The organism is Erythrobacter sp. HKB08 (assembly GCF_004114695.1).
Taxonomy (GTDB): Bacteria; Pseudomonadota; Alphaproteobacteria; order Sphingomonadales; family Sphingomonadaceae; genus Parerythrobacter_A.
Genome location: NZ_CP035310.1, coordinates 1,973,501 through 1,992,671 on the forward strand (window position 1 = coordinate 1,973,501; position 19,171 = coordinate 1,992,671).

Consider the following 19,171-nt stretch of genomic DNA (forward strand, 5'->3'; position numbering starts at 1 on the left):
CCTTCAGGCGAGCATCACGTCGCCGGCATGGATGGCACGTGTGGTGCCGTCTTCCAAGCGCAGCAAGAGCGAACCTTCATCGCTCAATCCGGCAAACTGGCCCTCAACGGCCTGCGATTCTTCGCCATGAACCTGCAGCGGAGTGCCCACCGGATGGGCCGCAGCGAGCCAACGCCGCATGATCGGGGCAAGGCCAAACTGCCGCCAGCGGTCGAGCTCGCGCGCGACGCTATCCGCCAGCGTTTCGGCAAATACATCGCGCGAAGGGGCCGGACCGACATCGGAAAGCGCAATTGTCGCGCGATCCTCGAGTTCTGGCGCGGCGGCGAGGTTCACGCCGATGCCGAGGACCACAGCCTGCCCTTCCCGCTCGAGCAGGATGCCCGAAAGCTTCGCGCCTTTGAGCATCAGGTCGTTCGGCCATTTGATCTGCAGGGCCGAGGGATCGGGGATCAAGGGAAGCAGCGCCTCGTAGAGCGCGAGGCTCGCAACCAGGGTTAGCGTGTGGACGGGCGGGTCTCGATCGGTGGGATGGATCACGGTCGAGCCCATGAAGTTCCCGCTACCGTCGAACCACTTGCGTCCCTGCCGCCCCCGACCGGCGACCTGGCGGTCGGCGACCAGCCAGTCGCCTTCGGGCACGTGCCGACCGTCGCGGATCCGCGATGCGAGATCCGCGTTGGTCGATCCGGTTTCTGCGACGGTTTCGATCAAGCCGAGAAGAAGAGCGCTGCTGCTGCCCGGTCGGCCCAGTCACCCAGCCAGATGGTCAGCAGGAAGCCGAGCGGCGAGACAAACAGCGTAGCGAGTGCGAGCACGACCCAGTGCGAAGTCTCGCCCTTGCCTTCCACGACCTCTGCCGGATCGTCGAAGTACATGACCTTGACGATCTTGAGGTAGTAGAACGCGCCGATGACGCTGGCCGCGATACCGATCGCCGCGAGCAGGATGAGGTCGGCCTCCACCGCGGCGCGGAAGACGACGAACTTGCCCCAGAAACCCATCAGCGGCGGGATACCGGCCAAGCTGAACATCATGATCGCAAGGCACAGCGCGAGCGCACCATGCGAGCGCGACAGGCCTGCGATGTCCGCAATGCTTTCGACCTGCTTGCCGTCCTTGTCGCGCAGCAACAGGATCGCGACGAAACTGCCGAGCGTCATGGCCACGTAGAAGGCGAGGTAGATCAGCATGGCCGCTGCGCCTTCCTGCGTACCGGCGGCAAGGCCGATCAGGATGAAGCCGACGTTGTTAATCGAGCTGTAGGCGAGCAGACGCTTGAGGTTCTCCTGCCCGATCGCTCCGAGTGCACCGACTACGATCGATGCAAGCGCCGCGAAGATCACGATCTGGCGCCAAGCATCGAGCTCCGGCCCGAACGGGTCGAGCGCGATGCGCATGAGCATCGCAACGGCAGCAACCTTGGGCGCAGTGGCGAAGAAAGCGGTGACGGGCGTCGGCGCGCCTTCGTAGACGTCGGGCGTCCACATGTGGAACGGCACGGCGGCGATCTTGAACGCGAGGCCAGCGAGGACGAATACGACACCGAACAACAAGCCGGTCGACATGCCATCACCCATGGCGGCACGGATCGACAGGTAGTCGGTCGCGCCGGTGAAGCCGTAGACGAGGCTCATGCCGTAAAGCAGGATGCCCGAGGCGAGCGCGCCGAGGACGAAGTACTTGAGGCCCGCTTCCGCCGAACGGCCATCGCTACGCGCGAAGCTCGCAAGGCAGTAGGACGCGAGGCTCGACAGCTCGAGGCCGATGTAGAGCGTCATCAGGTCGACGGCCGAAACCATCATCCCCATGCCGACGGCACCGAAGACCATGAGAACCGGATATTCGGGGCGGTACTCGCCGCTCGCCGCGAAGAAGCGGGGCGTCACGATGAGACAGCCGATGGTCGCGAGATAGATCAGTATCTTCGACAGGCTGCCGAACGCGTCCATGCGGTACACGCCGCCAAACGCATCTCCGCCCAGGGCATAGGACGGATCGGTCAGCAGGTGAGCGGTGAAGATGCCCGCGCCGAACAGCGCTACGACCGCAAGGATCGTCACCAAACGCGCCGAGGATTTGCCCGCAAAGGCCGAAACCAGCACGAGGATCAGGCCGGCAACCGAAAGGATGATTTCCGGCAGCGTGAAATAGAGGGAAGAGGCGTAGCTCATCAGTGTTCTCCCTCGCCTTCATGGCCTTCGCCATGCGTCTCCGAGGGTTCGACGAAATTGGCATTGCGGTCGCGCGGGGCGCCCGCTTCGAGTTTGGCGTCACCGGCCGGCTCGGCCCGCGAGAGGCGTGCATCGAGTGCGGCGATGTCCTGGCGCATCGGCGCGAGGAAGCTTTCGGGATAGACACCCATCCACAGCACTGCCGCAGCGATCGGGGTCAGCATGATCCATTCGCGCAGGTTGATGTCGGGCATCGCGGCCGCATCGGCGTTCTTCTGTTCGCCGAAAGCAATCCGGCGGTAGAGATAGAGCATGTAGCCCGCACCAAGGATGATGCCGGTTGTCAGGACGAAGGTCGCAACGCTCGACACCTCGTAAACGCCCATCAGGCTGAGGAACTCGGCAACGAAGCCGCTGGTGCCCGGCAGGCCGATGCTCGCCATGGTGAAGAGCAGGAAGAAGAGCGCGTACTTCGGCATGTTGATCGAGAGGCCGCCGTAGCGGTCGATCTCGCGCGTGTGCAGGCGGTCGTAGATGACGCCGACGCACAGGAACAGCGCGCCCGACACCAGGCCGTGGCTCAGCATCATGATCATCGCGCCTTCGAGGCCCTGCGGATTGAAGGCGAAGAGGCCCGCCGTCACGATCGCCATATGCGCGACCGAGGAATAGGCGATCAGCTTCTTCATGTCGTGCTGCACGAGCGCAATGAGGCTGGTGATGACCACCGCCGCCATCGACAGGCCGAGGATCAGCCAGACGAACTGTGCGCTCGCTTCGGGGAACATCGGCAGGCTGAAGCGGATGAAGCCGTAGCCGCCCATCTTCAGCAGTACGCCGGCCAGGATGACCGAACCCGCAGTCGGCGCCTGAACGTGCGCATCGGGCAGCCAGGTGTGGACCGGCCACATCGGCATCTTCACCGCGAAGCTCGCGAAGAAAGCCAGCCACAACCAGGTCTGTGCGCCTGCCGGGAAGTCGTACTGCATCAGCGTCGGGATGTCGGTCGTGCCTGCAGTGCTCACCATCCACAGCATCGCGATCAGCATCAGGACCGAGCCGAGCAGCGTGTAGAGGAAGAACTTGTAGGCTGCGTAAATGCGGTTCGCCCCGCCCCAGATACCGATGATCAGGTACATCGGGATCAGGCCGGCTTCGAAGAAGATGTAGAACAGGAACAGGTCCTGCGCGGCGAATACGCCGATCATGAGCAGTTCCATGACCAGGAAGGCAGCCATGTACTCGCCGACGCGGGTCTTGATCGCGTCCCAGCTGGCGAGGATGCAGATCGGCATCAGGAAGACGCTGAGAACGATCAGCATCAGTGCGATGCCGTCGATACCGAGCGCGTAGCTGAAGCCCGCGAACAGCTCAGCCCGCTCGACGAACTGCCACTGGGCACCGCCGATATCGTAGTTGAGCCATAGCAGGATGCCGAGCGCGAGATTGGCGAGCGTCGCCACCAGCGCCGTCCAGCGGGCACCGTTCGCATCGAGGAACAGGCACGCCGCTGCCGCCACGAGTGGCACGAGGAGCATCACGGAAAGGATCGGGAAGCCGTCCATTACATCAGGATCCAGGTGATTGCGGCGACCAGGCCGAGGAGCATGACCAGCGCGTATGTATTGAGGAAGCCGGACTGCACGCGCTTCGCAGCGACGGAGCCCTTGGCGACGACCCATGCGGCACCGTTAGGCCCGAAGCGGTCGATGATACCGACATCGCCCTTCTGCCAGAACTGGCGACCGATCCAGAAGGCCGGCTTGACGAAGACGAGGTTGTAGAGCTCGTCGAAGTACCACTTGTTGTACAGGAAGGCATGCAGGTAGCCGAACTGCTCGACGAACTTGCCCGGGATCGACGTGTCCTTGATGTAGGCGAACCACGCGATCACGAGGCCGACCACCATCACCGCGAAAGGCGCGTATTTCACCCAGGTCGGGACGCCGTGCAGCGCGTGGATCAGGTTTTCGTTGTAATAGACCGAGCCTGCCCAGAACTCCGCGCCGTCGACGAACGCTTCGCTGAACAGGAAGCCTGCGAAGATCGCGCCGAGCGATAGCACGCCGAGCGGGACGAGCATCGAGATCGGGCTTTCATGCGGGTGGTAGCCACCGGTCGTGTCGGCACCGGCTTCTTCCGGCGTCTTGTGGACCGAGTGCTGGATGTGTTCGCTCTCGATCCAGCGCGGCTTGCCCCAGAAGGTGAGGAACATCAGGCGCCAGCTGTAGAAGCTGGTCAGCAGCGCGGCGAAGCAGCCGACGAAGAAGGCGAACTGCGACAGCTCGGTGCCGCGACCGAAAGCCGCCTCGAGGATCGCATCCTTGGAATAGAAGCCCGCGAAGCCTCCAAGGCCGTAGAGACCCACGCCGGTGATCGCGAGCGTGCCCGCCATCATCGCCCAGAAGGTGATCGGGATTTCCTTACGCAGCGCGCCGTAATAGCGCATGTCCTGCTCGTGGTGCATCGCGTGGATGACCGAGCCTGCACCAAGGAACAGCAGCGCCTTGAAGAAGGCGTGTGTGAACAGGTGGAACATGGCGACGCCGTAGGCGCCCACGCCAGCGGCGAAGAACATGTAGCCGAGCTGCGAGCAGGTCGAATAGGCGATGACGCGCTTGATGTCCCACTGCGTCGTGCCGACGGTCGCTGCGAAGAGGCAGGTCGCGGCACCAACGAAGGTGACGATCGCGAGCGCGGTCGGCGCGGTTTCGAACATCGGCGAAAGGCGGCAGACCATGAACACGCCGGCGGTAACCATGGTGGCTGCGTGAATCAGCGCGGAGACCGGCGTCGGGCCTTCCATCGCGTCCGGCAGCCAGGTGTGCAGGCCGAGCTGGGCCGACTTGCCCATCGCGCCGATGAACAGGAGGATACACAGGATATCCATCGTGTAGAGGCGCATGCCGAGGAAGGTGATGTCGCTGCCGCTCATGGCGGGCGCGGCTTCGAGGATCTCGGGGATCGACACCGTGCCGAACACCAGGAACGTACCGAAGATGCCGAGCATGAAGCCGAGGTCGCCCACGCGGTTGACCACGAATGCCTTGATCGCGGCGGCATTGGCGCTCGGCTTGCGGAACCAGAAACCGATCAGGAGGTAGGATGCAAGGCCGACGCCTTCCCAACCGAAGAACATCTGCACCAGGTTGTCCGCCGTCACCAGCATCAGCATGGCGAAGGTGAAGAGCGACAGGTAGGCGAAGAAACGCGGCTGGTCCGGGTCTTCCTCCATGTAGCCCCAGCTATAGAGATGGACGAGCGCGGAGACGGTGTTGATGACCACCAGCATGACCGCGGTCAGCGTGTCGACGCGCAGCGCCCAGTCGAACTCCAGCGAGCCAGACTGGACCCACTGAAGCACGGGGACCACGGTCGCCTGTGCATCGCCGGCCCAGAAATCGAGGAAGATCGGCCAGCTCAGGCCTGCCGAAATGAACAGCGCGCCGGTCGTAATCGACTTGGCGAAGACGCTCGGCGCGGCCTTGTTGACCAGCCCTGCGACGATCGCAGCCAGCAGCGGCAGGAAGACGATGATGAGAATTTCGGACAAGAGCTTAGCCTTTCATCCGGCTGACATCATCGACCGCGATCGTGCCGCGGTCGCGGAAGAAAATAACGAGAATGGCGAGCCCGATGGCCGCCTCGCCCGCCGCGACGGTCAGCACGAACATCGAGAAGACCTGGCCGACGAGGTCGTTCAGGAATGCGCTGAAAGCGACGAGGTTGATGTTGACGCTGAGCAGGATCAGCTCGATCGCCATCAGGATGATGATCACGTTCTTCCGGTTGAGGAAGATACCGAGCACGCCAAGCACGAACAGGACTGCGCTCACGACGATGTAATGTTCGACGCCGATCATTTGCGTCCCTTTCTCGAAGCTACAAGGACGAGTGCGCCCAGTCCCAGTGCGCCCAGGACGATCAGGAAAATCAGGATCTGCCAGATACCGAGGCCCATCAGAGCTCGACCCCCTTCCCGACTTCAGGACGCTTCATGACGGTCGCGTCCTCGGGGCGGCGCTGGTTCTGCTTGGCGATGTTCTGGTGGCCGCGCTGCGTCTTGGGCGGACGGTGCGTCAGCACGATCGCGCCGATCATCGCGATGAGCAGGATGATGCCCGCAGCCTCGAACAGGAACAGGTACTTGCCGTAAAGCAGGACACCGAGGCTCTCGATATTGCTTTCACCCACGCGCGGGGCGCCCTCGCCGCTCGGCGTGCCGAGTTCGAGCGCTCCGGCCTGGTAGGCGCCGATGCCCAGCACCAGCTCCGCCAGCAGGACCAGCGCGATGGCGATCCCGAGAGGGAAATTGCGGATGAAACCGGCGCGCAGTTCGGCGAAGTCGATGTCGAGCATCATGACGACGAACAGGAACAGCACCGCGACCGCGCCGACGTAGACGACGACCAGCAGCATCGCGATGAATTCCGCGCCGACCAGCACCATCAGGCCCGCCGCGTTGAAGAACGCGAGGATCAGCCACAGCACCGAGTGGACCGGGTTTTTCGCCGTGATCACCATCACCGCGCTGGCGATGACGAGGACCGCGAAAAAGTAGAAGGCGATTGTTTGAATCATGTGCCCCGTTTCTCAGTTGCGGCGCGGTTAGCGGTAGGGCGCATCGGCTTCAAGGTTCGCGGCGATCGCACGCTCCCACTTGTCCCCGTTGGCCAGCAGTTTTGCCTTGTCGTAGAGCAGTTCCTCGCGCGTTTCGGTCGCGTATTCGAAGTTCGGCCCTTCGACGATCGCATCCACCGGGCAGGCTTCCTGGCAGAAGCCGCAGTAGATGCACTTGGTCATGTCGATGTCGTAGCGCGTGGTGCGGCGGCTGCCGTCCTCGCGCGGTTCGCTCTCGATAGTGATTGCCTGCGCCGGGCAGATCGCCTCGCACAGCTTGCAGGCGATGCAGCGCTCTTCCCCGTTGGGATACCGGCGCAGGGCATGCTCACCGCGGAAACGCGGGCTGAGCGGGTTCTTCTCGAACGGATAGTTGATCGTCACCTTGGGCTTGAAGAAGTACTTCAGCGTGAGGGCATGCGCCTTCACGAACTCCCACAGGGTGAACGATTTTACGAGATGCGCGACCGAGGTCATGCGGCGGCTCCATAGTGGCCCGTGGCCATCAGATATCCGGAAATGGCGACGACGAAGAACAGGCTCAGCGGCAGGAAGACCTTCCAGCCAAGCCGCATCAGCTGGTCGTAGCGATAGCGCGGTACGGTCGCCATGACCCAGCTGAACATGAAGAAGAAGAACAGGATCTTGGCGAACAGCCAGATGATGCCCGGCACTTCGTAGAGCGGCGCCCAGTCGACCGGCGGCAACCAGCCACCGAAGAAGAGCAGCGCGTTGAGCGTGCACATCAGCAGGATGTTGGCATATTCGCCGAGCCAGAAGAGCGCGAAGCTCATCGAGCTGTATTCGGTCTGGTAACCGGCGACGAGTTCCGATTCAGCCTCGGTAAGGTCGAAGGGAACGCGCTGCGTTTCCGCGAGGCTGGAGATGAAGAACATCACCCACATCGGGAAAAGCAGCAGGTTGAACCAGTAGCCGTTCACGAAGCCGAGGCCGTGGCCCTTCTGCGCCTCGACGATGTCGCTGAGGTTGAAGGTGCCCGCCCACAGCACGACGCAGATCAGGATGAAGCCGATCGAGACTTCGTAAGAGATCATCTGTGCGGCGGCGCGCATGGCGGAGAAGAACGGGTATTTCGAGTTGGACGCCCAGCCCGACATGACCACGCCGTAAACCGACAGCGAGCTGATCGCGAGGATGTAGAGCAGGCCGACGTTGATGTCCGCCAGCACCACGCCCGCATCGAACGGCACCACGGCCCAGGCGGCGAGCGCCACGGTGAAGGTGATGATCGGCGCGAGGATGAAGATGCCCTTGTTCGCCGCGCTCGGGATAATGGTTTCCTGCAGGAATACCTTGAGACCGTCGGCGAAAGACTGGAGCAGGCCGAAAGGCCCGACCACGTTCGGCCCGCGACGCAGGTTGATCGCCGCCCAAACCTTGCGGTCCATGTAAATGATCATCGCGACTGCCAGCATGAGCGGCAGCGCGATCAGCAGGATGCCTGCGACGGTCGCAGTGAACCACGCCCATTCGTAGGTCATGCCGAGGTTCTGGAAGAATTCGGTCATTCCGCTGCCTCCGCAAGTTCTTCGCCGTGCAGCAGCTCGGCCGAGCATTGCTGCATCACGCCGCTCGCACGCGCGATCGGGTTGGTGAGGTAGAAATCCTTGATCGGATAGGCATCGATCGTGCCTTCAGCCTTCGCAGCGCCATCGGCCTTCGGCAGCGATCCGAGGTCGGCAAGGCCTTCCTCGCCGAGCGCAGGCACGGCCTTGATCATGGCCGACTGCAGTTCGTCGAAGCTGTCGAAGCCGACGTTCACGCCGAGCGCATCCGCAAGCGCGCGAACGATCGTCCAGTCCTCGCGCGCGTCACCCGGCGCGAAAACGGCCTTCTCGGCATATTGCACGCGGCCTTCGGTGTTGACGAAGGTTCCGTCCTTCTCGGCGAAGCTTGCCGCCGGGAGGATGATGTCGGCCGAATGCGCGCCCTTGTCGCCGTGATGGCCGATGTAGACCTTCAGGCTGTCGGCGTAAGGCTCGTAATCCATCTCGTCCGCGCCGAGCGAGAGGAGCACTTTCGGAGCAGCTTTGGCGATATCCGCCATGCCGCCCTTCTGCGCGAAGCCGAGCATCAGGCCGCCCATGCGCGCCGCGGAGAAGTGCAGCACGTTGAAGCCGTTCCACCCGTCCTTGACGACGCCAAGCGCGTCTGCCGCAGCAAGGCCCGCAGCGAGCGCACCCTTTGCAAGCGCGGCGCCGCCCATGATGATCGCCGGGCGCTCGGCACCATTGAAGGCGTCGGTAACGCTGGCCGGAAGGTTCGACAGGGCCGAAAGATCGTTGCCGATGAATTCGGCAGGATAGGTCGGATCCCATTCCGGGCCGAGCACGAAGACTTTCGCCCCGCGCTTGACCGCCTTGCGCAGGCGGACATTCACCAGCGGCGCTTCCCAGCGCACGTGGCTGCCGACGATCAGGATCGCATCGGCGGTCTCGATACCCGCGAGGGTCGAGTTGAAATTCACGGCCGCGAGGTTCGACACGTCGTAATCCATGCCGGTCTGGCGACCTTCGACGAGGTTCGAACCACATGCCTTGAGCAGCGACTTGGTAGCGAACATCGTTTCGCAGTCGACCATGTCGCCCGCGACGGCCGCGATGCTCTTGGTGTTGCCCTTGAGCTGCTTGGCGATCGCCTTGAAGGCCTCGTCCCAACCGGCAGGCTGGAGCTTGCCGCGCTTGCGCATGAAGACCTTGTCGAGGCGGCGGCGAGTCAGCCCGTCGACCTGGTAGCGCCCCTTGTCGGACAGCCATTCCTCGTTGACGTCGTCATTGTTGCGCGGAAGCGCACGCATGACTTCGCGGCCCTTGGAATAAAGGGTGATGTTCGCGCCGACCGCGTCGGAAACATCGATGCTGAGCGTCTTCTTGAGCTCCCACGGACGCGCTTCGAACGCATAGGGGCGCGAGGTGAGCGCGCCGACCGGGCAAAGGTCGATGACGTTTGCGGACAGCTCGTGCTGCGCGGCCTGCTCGAGATAGGTGGTGATCTGCATGTCCTCGCCGCGATACAGCGCGCCGATTTCGTCCACGCCGGCGATCTCTTCGGAGAAACGCACGCAGCGGGTGCAGTGGATGCAGCGGGTCATCACCGTCTTGATCAGCGGACCCATGTACTTCTCGGTCACCGCCCGCTTGTTCATCTGGTAGCGCGAACCGCCACGACCATAGGCAACAGCCTGGTCCTGCAGGTCGCACTCGCCGCCCTGGTCGCAGATCGGGCAGTCGAGCGGGTGATTGATGAGAAGGAATTCCATCACGCCTTCGCGCGCGGTCTTCACCATTTCGGTGTCGGTGCGGATGTCCTGCCCTTCGGTCGCCGGGAGCGCACAGCTCGCCTGCGGCTTGGGCGGTCCGGGCTTCACCTCGACGAGGCACATGCGGCAGTTGCCGGCAATCGACAGCCGCTCGTGATAGCAGAAACGCGGGATTTCCTTCCCGGCCATTTCGCAGGCCTGCAGGACGGTCGCACCGTCCGGAACCTCGATTTCCTGTCCGTCTACTGTGACCTTAGGCATTATTCGGCTGCCTCAGCGAATTTGGCGTTGTGTTCGTGAATCCGGCGCTCGAGCTCCGGACGGAAATGGCGGATGAGGCCCTGAATCGGCCATGCGGCCGCATCGCCCAGGGCGCAGATGGTATGGCCTTCGACCTGCTTGGTGACCTGTTGCAGCATGTCGATTTCCTCGATCGCCGCATCGCCTTCGCGCAGGCGCTCCATCATGCGCCACATCCAGCCAGTACCTTCGCGGCAGGGCGTGCACTGGCCGCAGCTCTCGTGTTTGTAGAAGTAGCTGATGCGGGAAATCGCGCGGACGATGTCGGTCGACTTGTCCATCACGATGACACCGGCCGTGCCGAGGCCCGAGCCGAGGTCCTTGAGGCCGTCGAAATCCATCGGTGCGTCCCAGATCTGCTCTGCCGGGACCAGCGGAACCGACGAACCGCCGGGGATCACGGCGAGGAGGTTGTCCTTGCCGCCGATGATACCGCCGCAGTGCTTCTCGATCAGCTCGCTGAACGGGATGCTGAGCGCTTCCTCGACCACGCAAGGCTTGTTCACATGGCCGCTGATCTGGAACAGCTTGGTGCCCTTGTTGTTCTCGCGCCCGAAGCTGGCGAACCACGAACCGCCGCGACGCAGGATCGTCGGGACGACCGCGATGCTCTCGACGTTGTTGACCGTGGTCGGGCAGCCATAGAGGCCCGCGCCTGCCGGAAACGGCGGCTTGAGGCGCGGCTGGCCCTTCTTGCCTTCTAGGCTTTCGATCATCGCGGTTTCTTCACCGCAGATGTAGGCGCCCGCGCCGCGGTGCAGGAAGACGTCGAAATCGTAGCCCGACTTCGCAGCGTTCTTGCCGATCAGGCCGGCATCATAGGCCTCGTCGATCGCAGCCTGCAGCGTCTCGGCCTCGCGGATGTATTCGCCGCGGATGTAGATGTAGGCCGCACGCGCGCGCATGGCGAAACCGGCAACCAGCGCGCCTTCGATCAGCTTGTGCGGATCGTGGCGGATGATCTCGCGGTCCTTGCACGAACCCGGCTCGGATTCGTCGGCATTGATGACGAGGAAGCTGGGACGGCCGTCCTTGCTTTCCTTCGGCATGAACGACCACTTGAGGCCGGTCGGGAAGCCCGCACCGCCGCGGCCGCGCAGGCCAGAGGTCTTGATTTCCTCGATGATCGCGTCCTGGCCGCGCGCGATGAGCGACTTGGTATCGTCCCAGTCGCCGCGCTGTTGCGCTGCCTTCAGGCCCCAGTCCTGGAAGCCGTAGACGTTCGTGAAGATGCGATCCTTATCGGCCAGCATCGTCGATATCCTTCGTTTTCGCCAGTTTCAGCTGCCGCAGGCACAGCACCTGGAAAATCAGTCCCATCGCCATCAGCGCGATGCCGGTCGAACGCTCGCCCGCCGAGGCGAGATAGGCGCCGGCGAGAAAGCCGACGACACCGGCAATTGCGAGGGCGATCACTCCGCCGTTCATGACCACTCACCGCGATAGTCGTGGTTCGCCTCGACCATTTCCTTGAGCGTGGTCGGACCGCCGCTCGGCTCGGACGTATGACGGCCCGGCTCCTGCGTACCGGCCTTCGGCTGTTCGCCCCTGGCAAGCGCATCGAGCACGGCGTCGAGACGCTCCGGCGTCAGGTCTTCGTAATTATCGTCGTTGATCTGGACCATCGGCGCGGTTGCGCAATTGCCCATGCATTCGACTTCGGTGAGGGTCCACAGGCCGTCTTCCGACACCTCGCCCTTCTTCATGCCGCGCTTCTTGCAAGTCTCGAACAGCCCGTCCGAACCGCGCAGCATGCACGGCGTCGTGCCGCAGACCTGCACGTGATAACGGCCTACCGGCTTGAGATTGTACATGAAATAGAAGGTCGCGACTTCGAGAACGCGGATGACCGGCATGCCGAGATAGTCGGCGACATATTCGATCACCGGCAGCGGCAGCCAGCCCTGCGTGTTGGTCTCTTCACCGACCTGGCGCTGGGCAAGGTCGAGCAGCGGCATCACCGCAGAGCGCTGGCGCCCTTCGGGATAGCGCGCAATCGCCTTGTCGGCCTTCGCCTTGTAGTCGGCGTTGAAGGCGAAATTGCCCCAACGCTCGCGCAGTTCCGGCGTATCGGGTGCGGGTGTACGATCAGCCATGGATCAACCTGTGTTGCAGATAACGGCCGACATAGAGGCCGATGACGGCAGCGAAGGCCGTCGAGAGGATTTCCTTGAGGCTCGATTGCCCGTGAAACGCGACGAGATACGCCGCCACCGCCGAAGCGAAGGCCGCGAATGCCGCGATGAAGATGAAAATTTCGCGGAGCACTAGCGGTCACACTCCCCGAACACGACGTCGATCGCGCCGAGAATGGCGGTCGCGTCGGGCAGCATGTGGCCTTTGCTCATCATGTCCATCGCCTGGAGGTGACTGAAAGCGGTCGGACGGATCTTGCAGCGGTAGGGTTTGTTCGACCCGTCGCTGACGAGATAGACGCCGAATTCGCCCTTGGGGCTTTCGGTCGCGACGTAGACTTCGCCCGCCGGGACATGGAAGCCCTCGGTGTAGAGCTTGAAGTGGTGGATTAGCGCTTCCATCGACTGCTTCATCTCGCCGCGCTTGGGCGGGGAGACCTTGCCGTCGGTGCTCGCGACCGGACCTTCCGGCATTTCGGCGAGGCACTGCTTGATGATCTTCGCGCTCTCGTAGACTTCCTTCACGCGCACGACGAAGCGGTCGTAGCAGTCGGAATTCGTCCCGACCGGGATTTCGAAGTCCATGCGGTCGTAGACGTCGTAAGGCTGCGCCTTGCGCAGGTCCCACGGAACGCCGGCGGCGCGGATCATCGGGCCCGAGAAGCCCCAGGCGATCGCGTCGTCACGGCTGACGACAGCAATGTCGACGTTGCGCTGCTTGAAGATGCGGTTGTCGAGAACGAGGCTCATAGCGTCGCCGAACAGCTCCGGCAGACGCGTATCGAGCCATTCGCCGATGTCGACGAGGAGCTTTTCCGGCACGTCCTGATGGACACCGCCCGGACGGAACCACGCGCTGTGCATGCGCGCGCCCGAGGCCCGCTCGAAGAAGTTCATGCAGTCTTCGCGCAGCTCGAACACCCATAGGTTCGGCGTCATCGCGCCAACGTCCATCACGTGGGCGCCGATGTTGAGCATGTGGTTGCAGATGCGGGTCAGCTCGGCGAACAGCACGCGAAGGTACTGCGCACGCTCCGGCACCTCGACATTCAGCATCTTCTCGATAGCGAGGACGTAGCTGTATTCCTGCGCCAGCGGCGAGCAGTAGTCGAGACGATCGAAATAGGGCAGCGACTGAAGGTAGGTGCGCTGCTCGATCAGCTTCTCGGTACCGCGGTGCAGCAGGCCGACATGCGGGTCGATACGCTCGATGATCTCGCCATCGAGCTCCATGACCATGCGAAGAACGCCGTGCGCCGCCGGGTGCTGCGGGCCGAAGTTGATCGTGTAGTTGGTGATGACCTCGTCGCCGGTGGTCGGCGACTCTTCGAGCTGCAGGCTCATGCTGCTTCTCCTGTGGTGCAGGTCCAGGTTCCGGTAGGATAGCGGCGTTGCCCCGCACCGCTGGTGATGACGAGCTGGGCCGGCCACTGGTAAGTGTTGACAGCCGGCTCTTTCGGAGCGCCCTCGCCCCGGATGACGGAGACGGTGAATTCACCGTCGCCAACGGTCGGGCCGGATTCAATCGCCTGGGCGCCGCCGAGATCGGCTCCGCCCATGACGCGCTCGACCCCGTTGATCACGACGACAGCGCGGCCCGAGGTATCGGTATTGCTGGTAGCGCCCGCGACGAAGACGGTTTCGCCGCCCTGCTCGAACTTGCAGCCGCCGTCGGTCTTGCCGAGCCTGGCGGCGGCGTTCTGCGACACGGCGACGAGTTTCTCGGGCGGCTGGGCAGTGCCGGTCGGCGCACCGAGCGGACCCGATGCGATGCGGTCGGCGAAGTCGTCGGCGCCATCGTCGTTCGCGCTTTCGACGCGTTCGGCGAATTCCTCGGCGCTTTCACCGGGCGCAGCCGACTGCTCCGGCGTGCATTGGCACCCGGCGACGAGGCTGACGCCTCCGAAAACAACAAGGAGAGGAATTTTCCTCACTTCTCGTCGTCCTCCTTGTCGACCTCGGTGGCAGCCGGGGTGTCCTTGGTCTTGCCCTTGCGCTCCGCGCGGTCGGCCCGGTCCTCGGTCGGCTCGGGCGCATCCTCGGCGACGTCGGTGTCCTTCTCGGCCGGCGCGTCGGCGCTGACTTTCTCGGCAGCCTTGGCGTCGGCCTTGGCACCGGCACCGGTATCGGACGGCTTTTCCGTGGTCTTCGGCTCGTCGACAGGAGGCGTATCCGCCTTCTCGTCGCCCGGGAGCACGTAATCCGCGCCTTCCCAAGGGCTCATGAAGTCGAAGGTGCGCATGTCTTGCGCGAGCTTCACCGGCTCGTACACGACGCGCTTCTCGTCTTCCGAATACCGCAGCTCGGTATAGCCGGTCATCGGGAAGTCCTTGCGGAAGGGATGCCCTTCGAAGCCGTAGTCGGTCAGGATGCGGCGCAGGTCGGTGTTGCCTTCGAAAAGGACACCGAACATGTCGAACACCTCGCGCTCGAGCCAGCCCGCATTCGGCCACAGCGTCGTGACGGTCGGAACCGGCGTCGCTTCGTCGGTCGAGCACTTGACCATGATACGGTGGTTCTTGGTCAAGCTCAGCAGCATGTAGACGACTTCGAACCGCTCGGGACGCGACGGGTAGTCGACGCCGGCGATCTCCATCAGCTGCTGGTATTCGTGTTCGTCACGCAGCAGGCGCAGCGCATCCTCGATGCTCTCGCGCTTCACGCGGAAGAGGATTTCGCCATGCTCTTCATGAGCGTCGACGAGCATACCGCCGAGCGCCTTGGAAAGAGCCTCACTTACGCCTTCGTTCGAAGCGATCTTCGGTGCGGAGTGAAGGACAGCCATCAGCGTTCGATCGTCCCTGCACGGCGGATTTTCCGCTGCAGCTGCATGACGCCGTAAAGCAGCGCCTCGGCAGTCGGCGGGCAACCCGGGATGTAGATGTCGACCGGCACGATGCGATCACAGCCGCGCACGACCGAATAGCTGTAGTGATAGTAGCCGCCGCCATTGGCGCAGCTGCCCATCGAAATGACGTATTTCGGGTCCGACATCTGGTCGTAGACCTTGCGCAGGGCCGGAGCCATCTTGTTGCACAGCGTGCCTGCGACGATCATCACGTCCGACTGGCGCGGCGAGGCGCGCGGGGCGACGCCGAAACGCTCCATGTCGTAGCGCGGCATGTTCACGTGGATCATCTCGACCGCGCAGCACGCAAGGCCGAAGGTCATCCACCAGAGCGAACCGGTACGCGCCCACTGGAACAGGTCCTCGGTCGAAGTGACGAGGAAGCCCTTGTCGTTCACCTCGGCCTGGAGGGCGTTGAAATAATCCTGGTCGGGCTGGCGGATTTCACCACCCTGCGCCGCCGGAGGAAGGGTTTCGTTCACTCCCATTCGAGAGCTCCCACTTTCCACGCGTAGGCAAAGCCCACGATCAATTCGGTAAGGAAGATCATCATCGTGAACCAAGCCGGCCAGCCCGTCACGTCGAGGCTCACAGCCCACGGGAAGAGGAATGCCGCTTCGAGGTCGAAGATGATGAAGAGGATCGCCACGAGATAGAAGCGCACGTCGAACTGGCTGCGGGGCTCTTCGAACGCGGGGAAGCCGCATTCATATTCGCTGAGCTTTTCCGCATCGGGATTGTGCGTTCCGGTCAGGCGGGAGACGCCCATTGGCAGGAACACGAATGCTGCCGAAAGACCTACCGCAACGAGCAGGAACAGCAGGATCGGGAGATATTGGCTGAGATCGACCACGCGTTAATCCATCAGGGCTCAAAACTGCGCCCGCCTCTAGGCCCCTCGGCTTGCGGGTGCAAGGGGACGAATCGTGTAATCCCTGCGCCGGATGTTGCGAAAGGCGGAACCTGCCCTTTTCAGTCGGTCGCCAGCTTGCGAATCTGCGTCGGAGCCAGCGTCTTGCCATCAGCCAGCTCGCCCTCGACGAAGCTGCCCCACTGGCCGTTCCCGACATAGTAGAGCGCACCGCGCCCCAGATACCCCGAAAGCGGTTCGATCCATTCGGGATTCGCCTGCTCGAGCACGCGATGTCCGACGATCGAGCGACCATCACTGCCGAGCGTCAGGCCGACTATGCGCATCGGATTGATGCCGTTCTGGACCGCGATGAGTTCATTGCCCTGCCGCCAGAGTCCGTCGATCCCGTCGAGCAAGATCGGAAGCTCGGTCGAGACGCGGCTCACTCGCCCGCTTTCGATGTCGATGGCGGCGAGGCCATAGCTGTAGTCGCTCACATAGAGCGTGCGTCCGTCCTCGCTGGTGACCAGTCCCTGCGGTGAGCGGAGAATCTTCGGGGGAACGAGCGTCCGCATCGCATCCGCGCCGATACGGTAGCTGTAGACCCCTCCGCCGATCGGGTCGCTTGCGTAGAGCACTCCGTCGCGGCGGTGGAGATCGGACAGGTTTGCCCCTTCCGGCGCGGCAATACGGATTTCAGCGCCGCCTGCCGCATCCAACCCGATCAGTCCGGTGAAGCGAGGCTCCGGGTCTTTCGCACCGTCGATCGCACCGGCAGCAACCCAGATGCGGCCCGAGCTAGGCTCGAAAACGATCCCGCTGAGATTTGCTACGCTTTCCGGCCTGATTTCCTGCCATGGGCCGCTTGCCGATCCGGCCCAGACGCTGCCCCCGGAAACGGACGTTGCCGCCATCCTGCCTGTATCGAGGTCGAGCAACACGCTCTCGACCAGCCCCGCCTCGGCAGGGATCGTCGCGACGACCTCGCTGGTCGCGATAACCTCGCTATCGGCGCGCAGGCGCTCGGCAATCCGGCCGGGGTCGACACCGGCGAGCATCTGCGAGATCGCGGCCTTTCCGCGATCGCTGAAGATGTATCCCCGATCGTACAGCCATTCGAGCGATGCCATTGCATCCTCGACCCGGTCCTCTTCGATCTCCGCTGCGAGCAAACGCCGGCGGACCGAACTGCTGTCGGGGAAGTCCCGCGCAAGCTCTTTCAGGCCGTCGTAGTCGCGAATGAGGCCAATGTTCGGATGGACAGGGCTCCATTCATGCCCCGGGGCAGCTTCCTCGCTCGCGACCGCTGTATCGACCGCTGGCGTGGCGGCGCAGGCCCACAGCAAGCCTGCGCCCACGACTGCGAGCGCTGCCTTCACTTCTTGAGCTGGGTGCTGATCGCCTTCTTCGTGCGGTCCCCATAGGGCGGCTTGAACCCGGCGATACCCGCGATGTCCTTCTTCGACTGGGTGTAGACCGAACGTGCGTGGCTGAACTCGCGGAAACCCTCCGGCCCGTGGTACGAACCGATGCCCGAAGGCCCGACGCCGCCGAAGGGCAGGTCGTCCATCGAGACGTGGAAGATCACGTCGTTGACCGTCACGCCGCCGGAAATCGTACGCTGAAGCACTTCCTCGCGCTCGCCCGCATCGTCGCCGAAGTAGTAGAGGCCGAGCGGACGGTCCTTCTCGTTCACGTAGTCGATCGCCTCGCCCACACTCTTGTAGGTCTTCACCGGCAGGACCGGGCCGAAGATTTCCTCCTGCATCGCCTGCATGTCGTCATTGACGTTGCGCAGGATCGTCAGCGGCATCTTGCGCGAGTTGGTGTTGGAGAAATCCTCGTCCGCCGGGTTGATCTCGATCACCTCGGCGCCCTTCTCGCGTGCATCTTCGACGAGCCCCTGCAGGCGGTCGAAGTGACGGTCGGTCACGACCGAGGCATAGTCGTCATTGTCGAGCAGCGAGGGGTACATGTTGCGCACGCCAAGCTCGACGGCCGCAATCGCGCCCTCCTCGCGCTCTTCGGGCACATACATGTAGTCCGGTGCGAGACAGATCTGGCCGGCATTCATCATCTTGCCCATCGCGATGCGCTCGCCCGCCTGCTCGAAATTGGCGCTACGGCCGAGCACGACCGGCGACTTGCCGCCCAGTTCCAGCGTGACGGGAACGAGGTTGTGCGAAGCGGCTTCCATCACCTTGCGCCCGGTCGCGGTCGACCCGGTGAAGACGAGATGGTCGAATGGCAGCGAGGAAAACGCGTGTGCGACTTCCGGACCGCCGGTCACGACTGCGACCTCGTCTTCGGAGAAATACTTCTCGACCAGTTCTTTGGTGAGGTCCGACGTCTTTTCGGTGAACTCGCTCGGCTTGATCATCGAGCGGTTGCCGGCGGCGAGTACCTGCATCAGCGGGCCGAAGGACAGGTTCACCGGGAAGTTCCACGGGCTGAGAATGCCGATCACGCCCTTCGGTTCATAACGCAGCTGCGCCTTCGCGCCGAGCAGGCCGAGCGGGAACTGCAGCTTGCGCTTCTCCGGCTTGGACCACTTGTCCATGTGCTTGAGGCAGTATTTGCCGAAATTGATGGTCCCGACGATGTCGGTCATCATGCTCTGCGACTGGCTGCGGCTGCCGAAGTCCTCGCTCATCGCTTCGCACAGCGGTTCCGCATGATCGACCAGCAGCGCGATGGCGCGCTTGATGCGGTCCTTGCGCACATCGAGCCCCTCGGGCCTCGCGGCGGTGAAAGCCTTGCGCTGCTTGTCGAGGATCGCCTGCAGGTCGGCGGAGTGGTCGGTAGCCATGGGTGCTCTCCCTTATCGGTTTTTCTTTGCCACGGTTGTCGAGCAAGCGCGCGCGAAACACAAGCGTCAAGCGAGGCTGCGGCAATGCAACCGAATGCGGTTTGCCTTTGCCGCAGTGCAGCACTACATCGCCTGACAACCAATCAACTCAC

The 19,171-nt window shown here is 63.2% G+C and carries 20 protein-coding genes; all 20 read right to left on the minus strand.

Going from position 1 to position 19,171, the window contains the following annotated elements:
* Positions 1-3 precede the first annotated feature (3 nt).
* Entirely contained in the window at positions 4-714 is a 711-nt protein-coding gene (locus tag EO245_RS09525; protein WP_128892701.1) for a biotin--[acetyl-CoA-carboxylase] ligase, read from the minus strand.
* Positions 711-2,174 (minus strand): NADH-quinone oxidoreductase subunit NuoN, encoded by a 1,464-nt coding sequence (gene nuoN / locus EO245_RS09530; protein WP_128892702.1) that lies wholly within the window; start codon positions 2,172-2,174, stop codon positions 711-713. Before nuoN ends, EO245_RS09525 begins: the two co-directional genes overlap by 4 nt.
* Positions 2,174-3,739 (minus strand): NADH-quinone oxidoreductase subunit M, encoded by a 1,566-nt coding sequence (locus EO245_RS09535; protein ID WP_128892703.1) that lies wholly within the window; start codon positions 3,737-3,739, stop codon positions 2,174-2,176. Before EO245_RS09535 ends, nuoN begins: the two co-directional genes overlap by 1 nt.
* Positions 3,739-5,727, minus strand: coding sequence for an NADH-quinone oxidoreductase subunit L (gene nuoL / locus EO245_RS09540; protein WP_128892704.1), 1,989 nt, complete (start codon positions 5,725-5,727; stop codon positions 3,739-3,741). The genes EO245_RS09535 and nuoL overlap by 1 nt, the downstream gene beginning before the upstream one ends.
* Before the next feature lie 4 nt (positions 5,728-5,731).
* Positions 5,732-6,037, minus strand: a complete 306-nt coding sequence (gene nuoK, locus EO245_RS09545; RefSeq protein WP_128892705.1) for an NADH-quinone oxidoreductase subunit NuoK — start codon at positions 6,035-6,037, stop codon at positions 5,732-5,734.
* Positions 6,038-6,134: 97 nt separating this feature from the next.
* Positions 6,135-6,755 (minus strand): NADH-quinone oxidoreductase subunit J, encoded by a 621-nt coding sequence (locus EO245_RS09550; protein WP_128892706.1) that lies wholly within the window; start codon positions 6,753-6,755, stop codon positions 6,135-6,137.
* Between the two features lie 27 nt (positions 6,756-6,782).
* Positions 6,783-7,271 (minus strand): NADH-quinone oxidoreductase subunit NuoI, encoded by a 489-nt coding sequence (nuoI, locus tag EO245_RS09555; protein ID WP_128892707.1) that lies wholly within the window; start codon positions 7,269-7,271, stop codon positions 6,783-6,785.
* Entirely contained in the window at positions 7,268-8,323 is a 1,056-nt protein-coding gene (nuoH, locus tag EO245_RS09560) for an NADH-quinone oxidoreductase subunit NuoH (RefSeq protein WP_128892708.1), read from the minus strand. The genes nuoI and nuoH overlap by 4 nt, the downstream gene beginning before the upstream one ends.
* On the minus strand, positions 8,320-10,335 hold the full coding sequence (nuoG, locus tag EO245_RS09565; protein ID WP_128892709.1) for an NADH-quinone oxidoreductase subunit NuoG: 2,016 nt from the start codon (positions 10,333-10,335) through the stop codon (positions 8,320-8,322). Before nuoG ends, nuoH begins: the two co-directional genes overlap by 4 nt.
* Entirely contained in the window at positions 10,335-11,627 is a 1,293-nt protein-coding gene (nuoF, locus tag EO245_RS09570; RefSeq protein WP_128892710.1) for an NADH-quinone oxidoreductase subunit NuoF, read from the minus strand. Before nuoF ends, nuoG begins: the two co-directional genes overlap by 1 nt.
* Positions 11,614-11,802: a hypothetical protein gene (locus tag EO245_RS09575; RefSeq protein WP_128892711.1), complete on the minus strand. Its 189-nt coding sequence runs from the start codon at positions 11,800-11,802 to the stop codon at positions 11,614-11,616. The genes nuoF and EO245_RS09575 overlap by 14 nt, the downstream gene beginning before the upstream one ends.
* Positions 11,799-12,470 carry an NADH-quinone oxidoreductase subunit NuoE gene (nuoE, locus tag EO245_RS09580; RefSeq protein WP_128892712.1) on the minus strand — a complete coding sequence of 224 codons (672 nt, stop codon included), beginning with the start codon at positions 12,468-12,470 and terminating at the stop codon, positions 11,799-11,801. The genes EO245_RS09575 and nuoE overlap by 4 nt, the downstream gene beginning before the upstream one ends.
* The gene (locus EO245_RS09585; RefSeq protein WP_128892713.1) at positions 12,463-12,642 is read right to left on the minus strand and encodes a hypothetical protein; all 180 of its coding nucleotides are present in this window, start codon (positions 12,640-12,642) and stop codon (positions 12,463-12,465) included. The genes nuoE and EO245_RS09585 overlap by 8 nt, the downstream gene beginning before the upstream one ends.
* Complete coding sequence (locus tag EO245_RS09590) at positions 12,642-13,853, minus strand: NADH-quinone oxidoreductase subunit D (RefSeq protein ID WP_128892714.1); 1,212 nt, start codon at positions 13,851-13,853, stop codon at positions 12,642-12,644. Before EO245_RS09590 ends, EO245_RS09585 begins: the two co-directional genes overlap by 1 nt.
* A complete protein-coding gene (locus EO245_RS09595) occupies positions 13,850-14,443 on the minus strand; it encodes a hypothetical protein (protein ID WP_128892715.1) in 594 nt (197 codons plus the stop codon). The genes EO245_RS09590 and EO245_RS09595 overlap by 4 nt, the downstream gene beginning before the upstream one ends.
* Positions 14,440-15,294 (minus strand): NADH-quinone oxidoreductase subunit C, encoded by an 855-nt coding sequence (locus EO245_RS09600; protein WP_128892716.1) that lies wholly within the window; start codon positions 15,292-15,294, stop codon positions 14,440-14,442. The genes EO245_RS09595 and EO245_RS09600 overlap by 4 nt, the downstream gene beginning before the upstream one ends.
* Entirely contained in the window at positions 15,294-15,845 is a 552-nt protein-coding gene (locus tag EO245_RS09605) for an NADH-quinone oxidoreductase subunit B family protein (RefSeq protein ID WP_128892717.1), read from the minus strand. The genes EO245_RS09600 and EO245_RS09605 overlap by 1 nt, the downstream gene beginning before the upstream one ends.
* Positions 15,836-16,210, minus strand: coding sequence for an NADH-quinone oxidoreductase subunit A (gene ndhC, locus EO245_RS09610; RefSeq protein ID WP_128892718.1), 375 nt, complete (start codon positions 16,208-16,210; stop codon positions 15,836-15,838). The genes EO245_RS09605 and ndhC overlap by 10 nt, the downstream gene beginning before the upstream one ends.
* A 119-nt stretch (positions 16,211-16,329) precedes the next feature.
* On the minus strand, positions 16,330-17,589 hold the full coding sequence (locus EO245_RS09615; protein ID WP_128892719.1) for a hypothetical protein: 1,260 nt from the start codon (positions 17,587-17,589) through the stop codon (positions 16,330-16,332).
* Entirely contained in the window at positions 17,586-19,019 is a 1,434-nt protein-coding gene (locus EO245_RS09620; RefSeq protein ID WP_128892720.1) for a coniferyl aldehyde dehydrogenase, read from the minus strand. Before EO245_RS09620 ends, EO245_RS09615 begins: the two co-directional genes overlap by 4 nt.
* Positions 19,020-19,171: the final 152 nt, after the last annotated feature.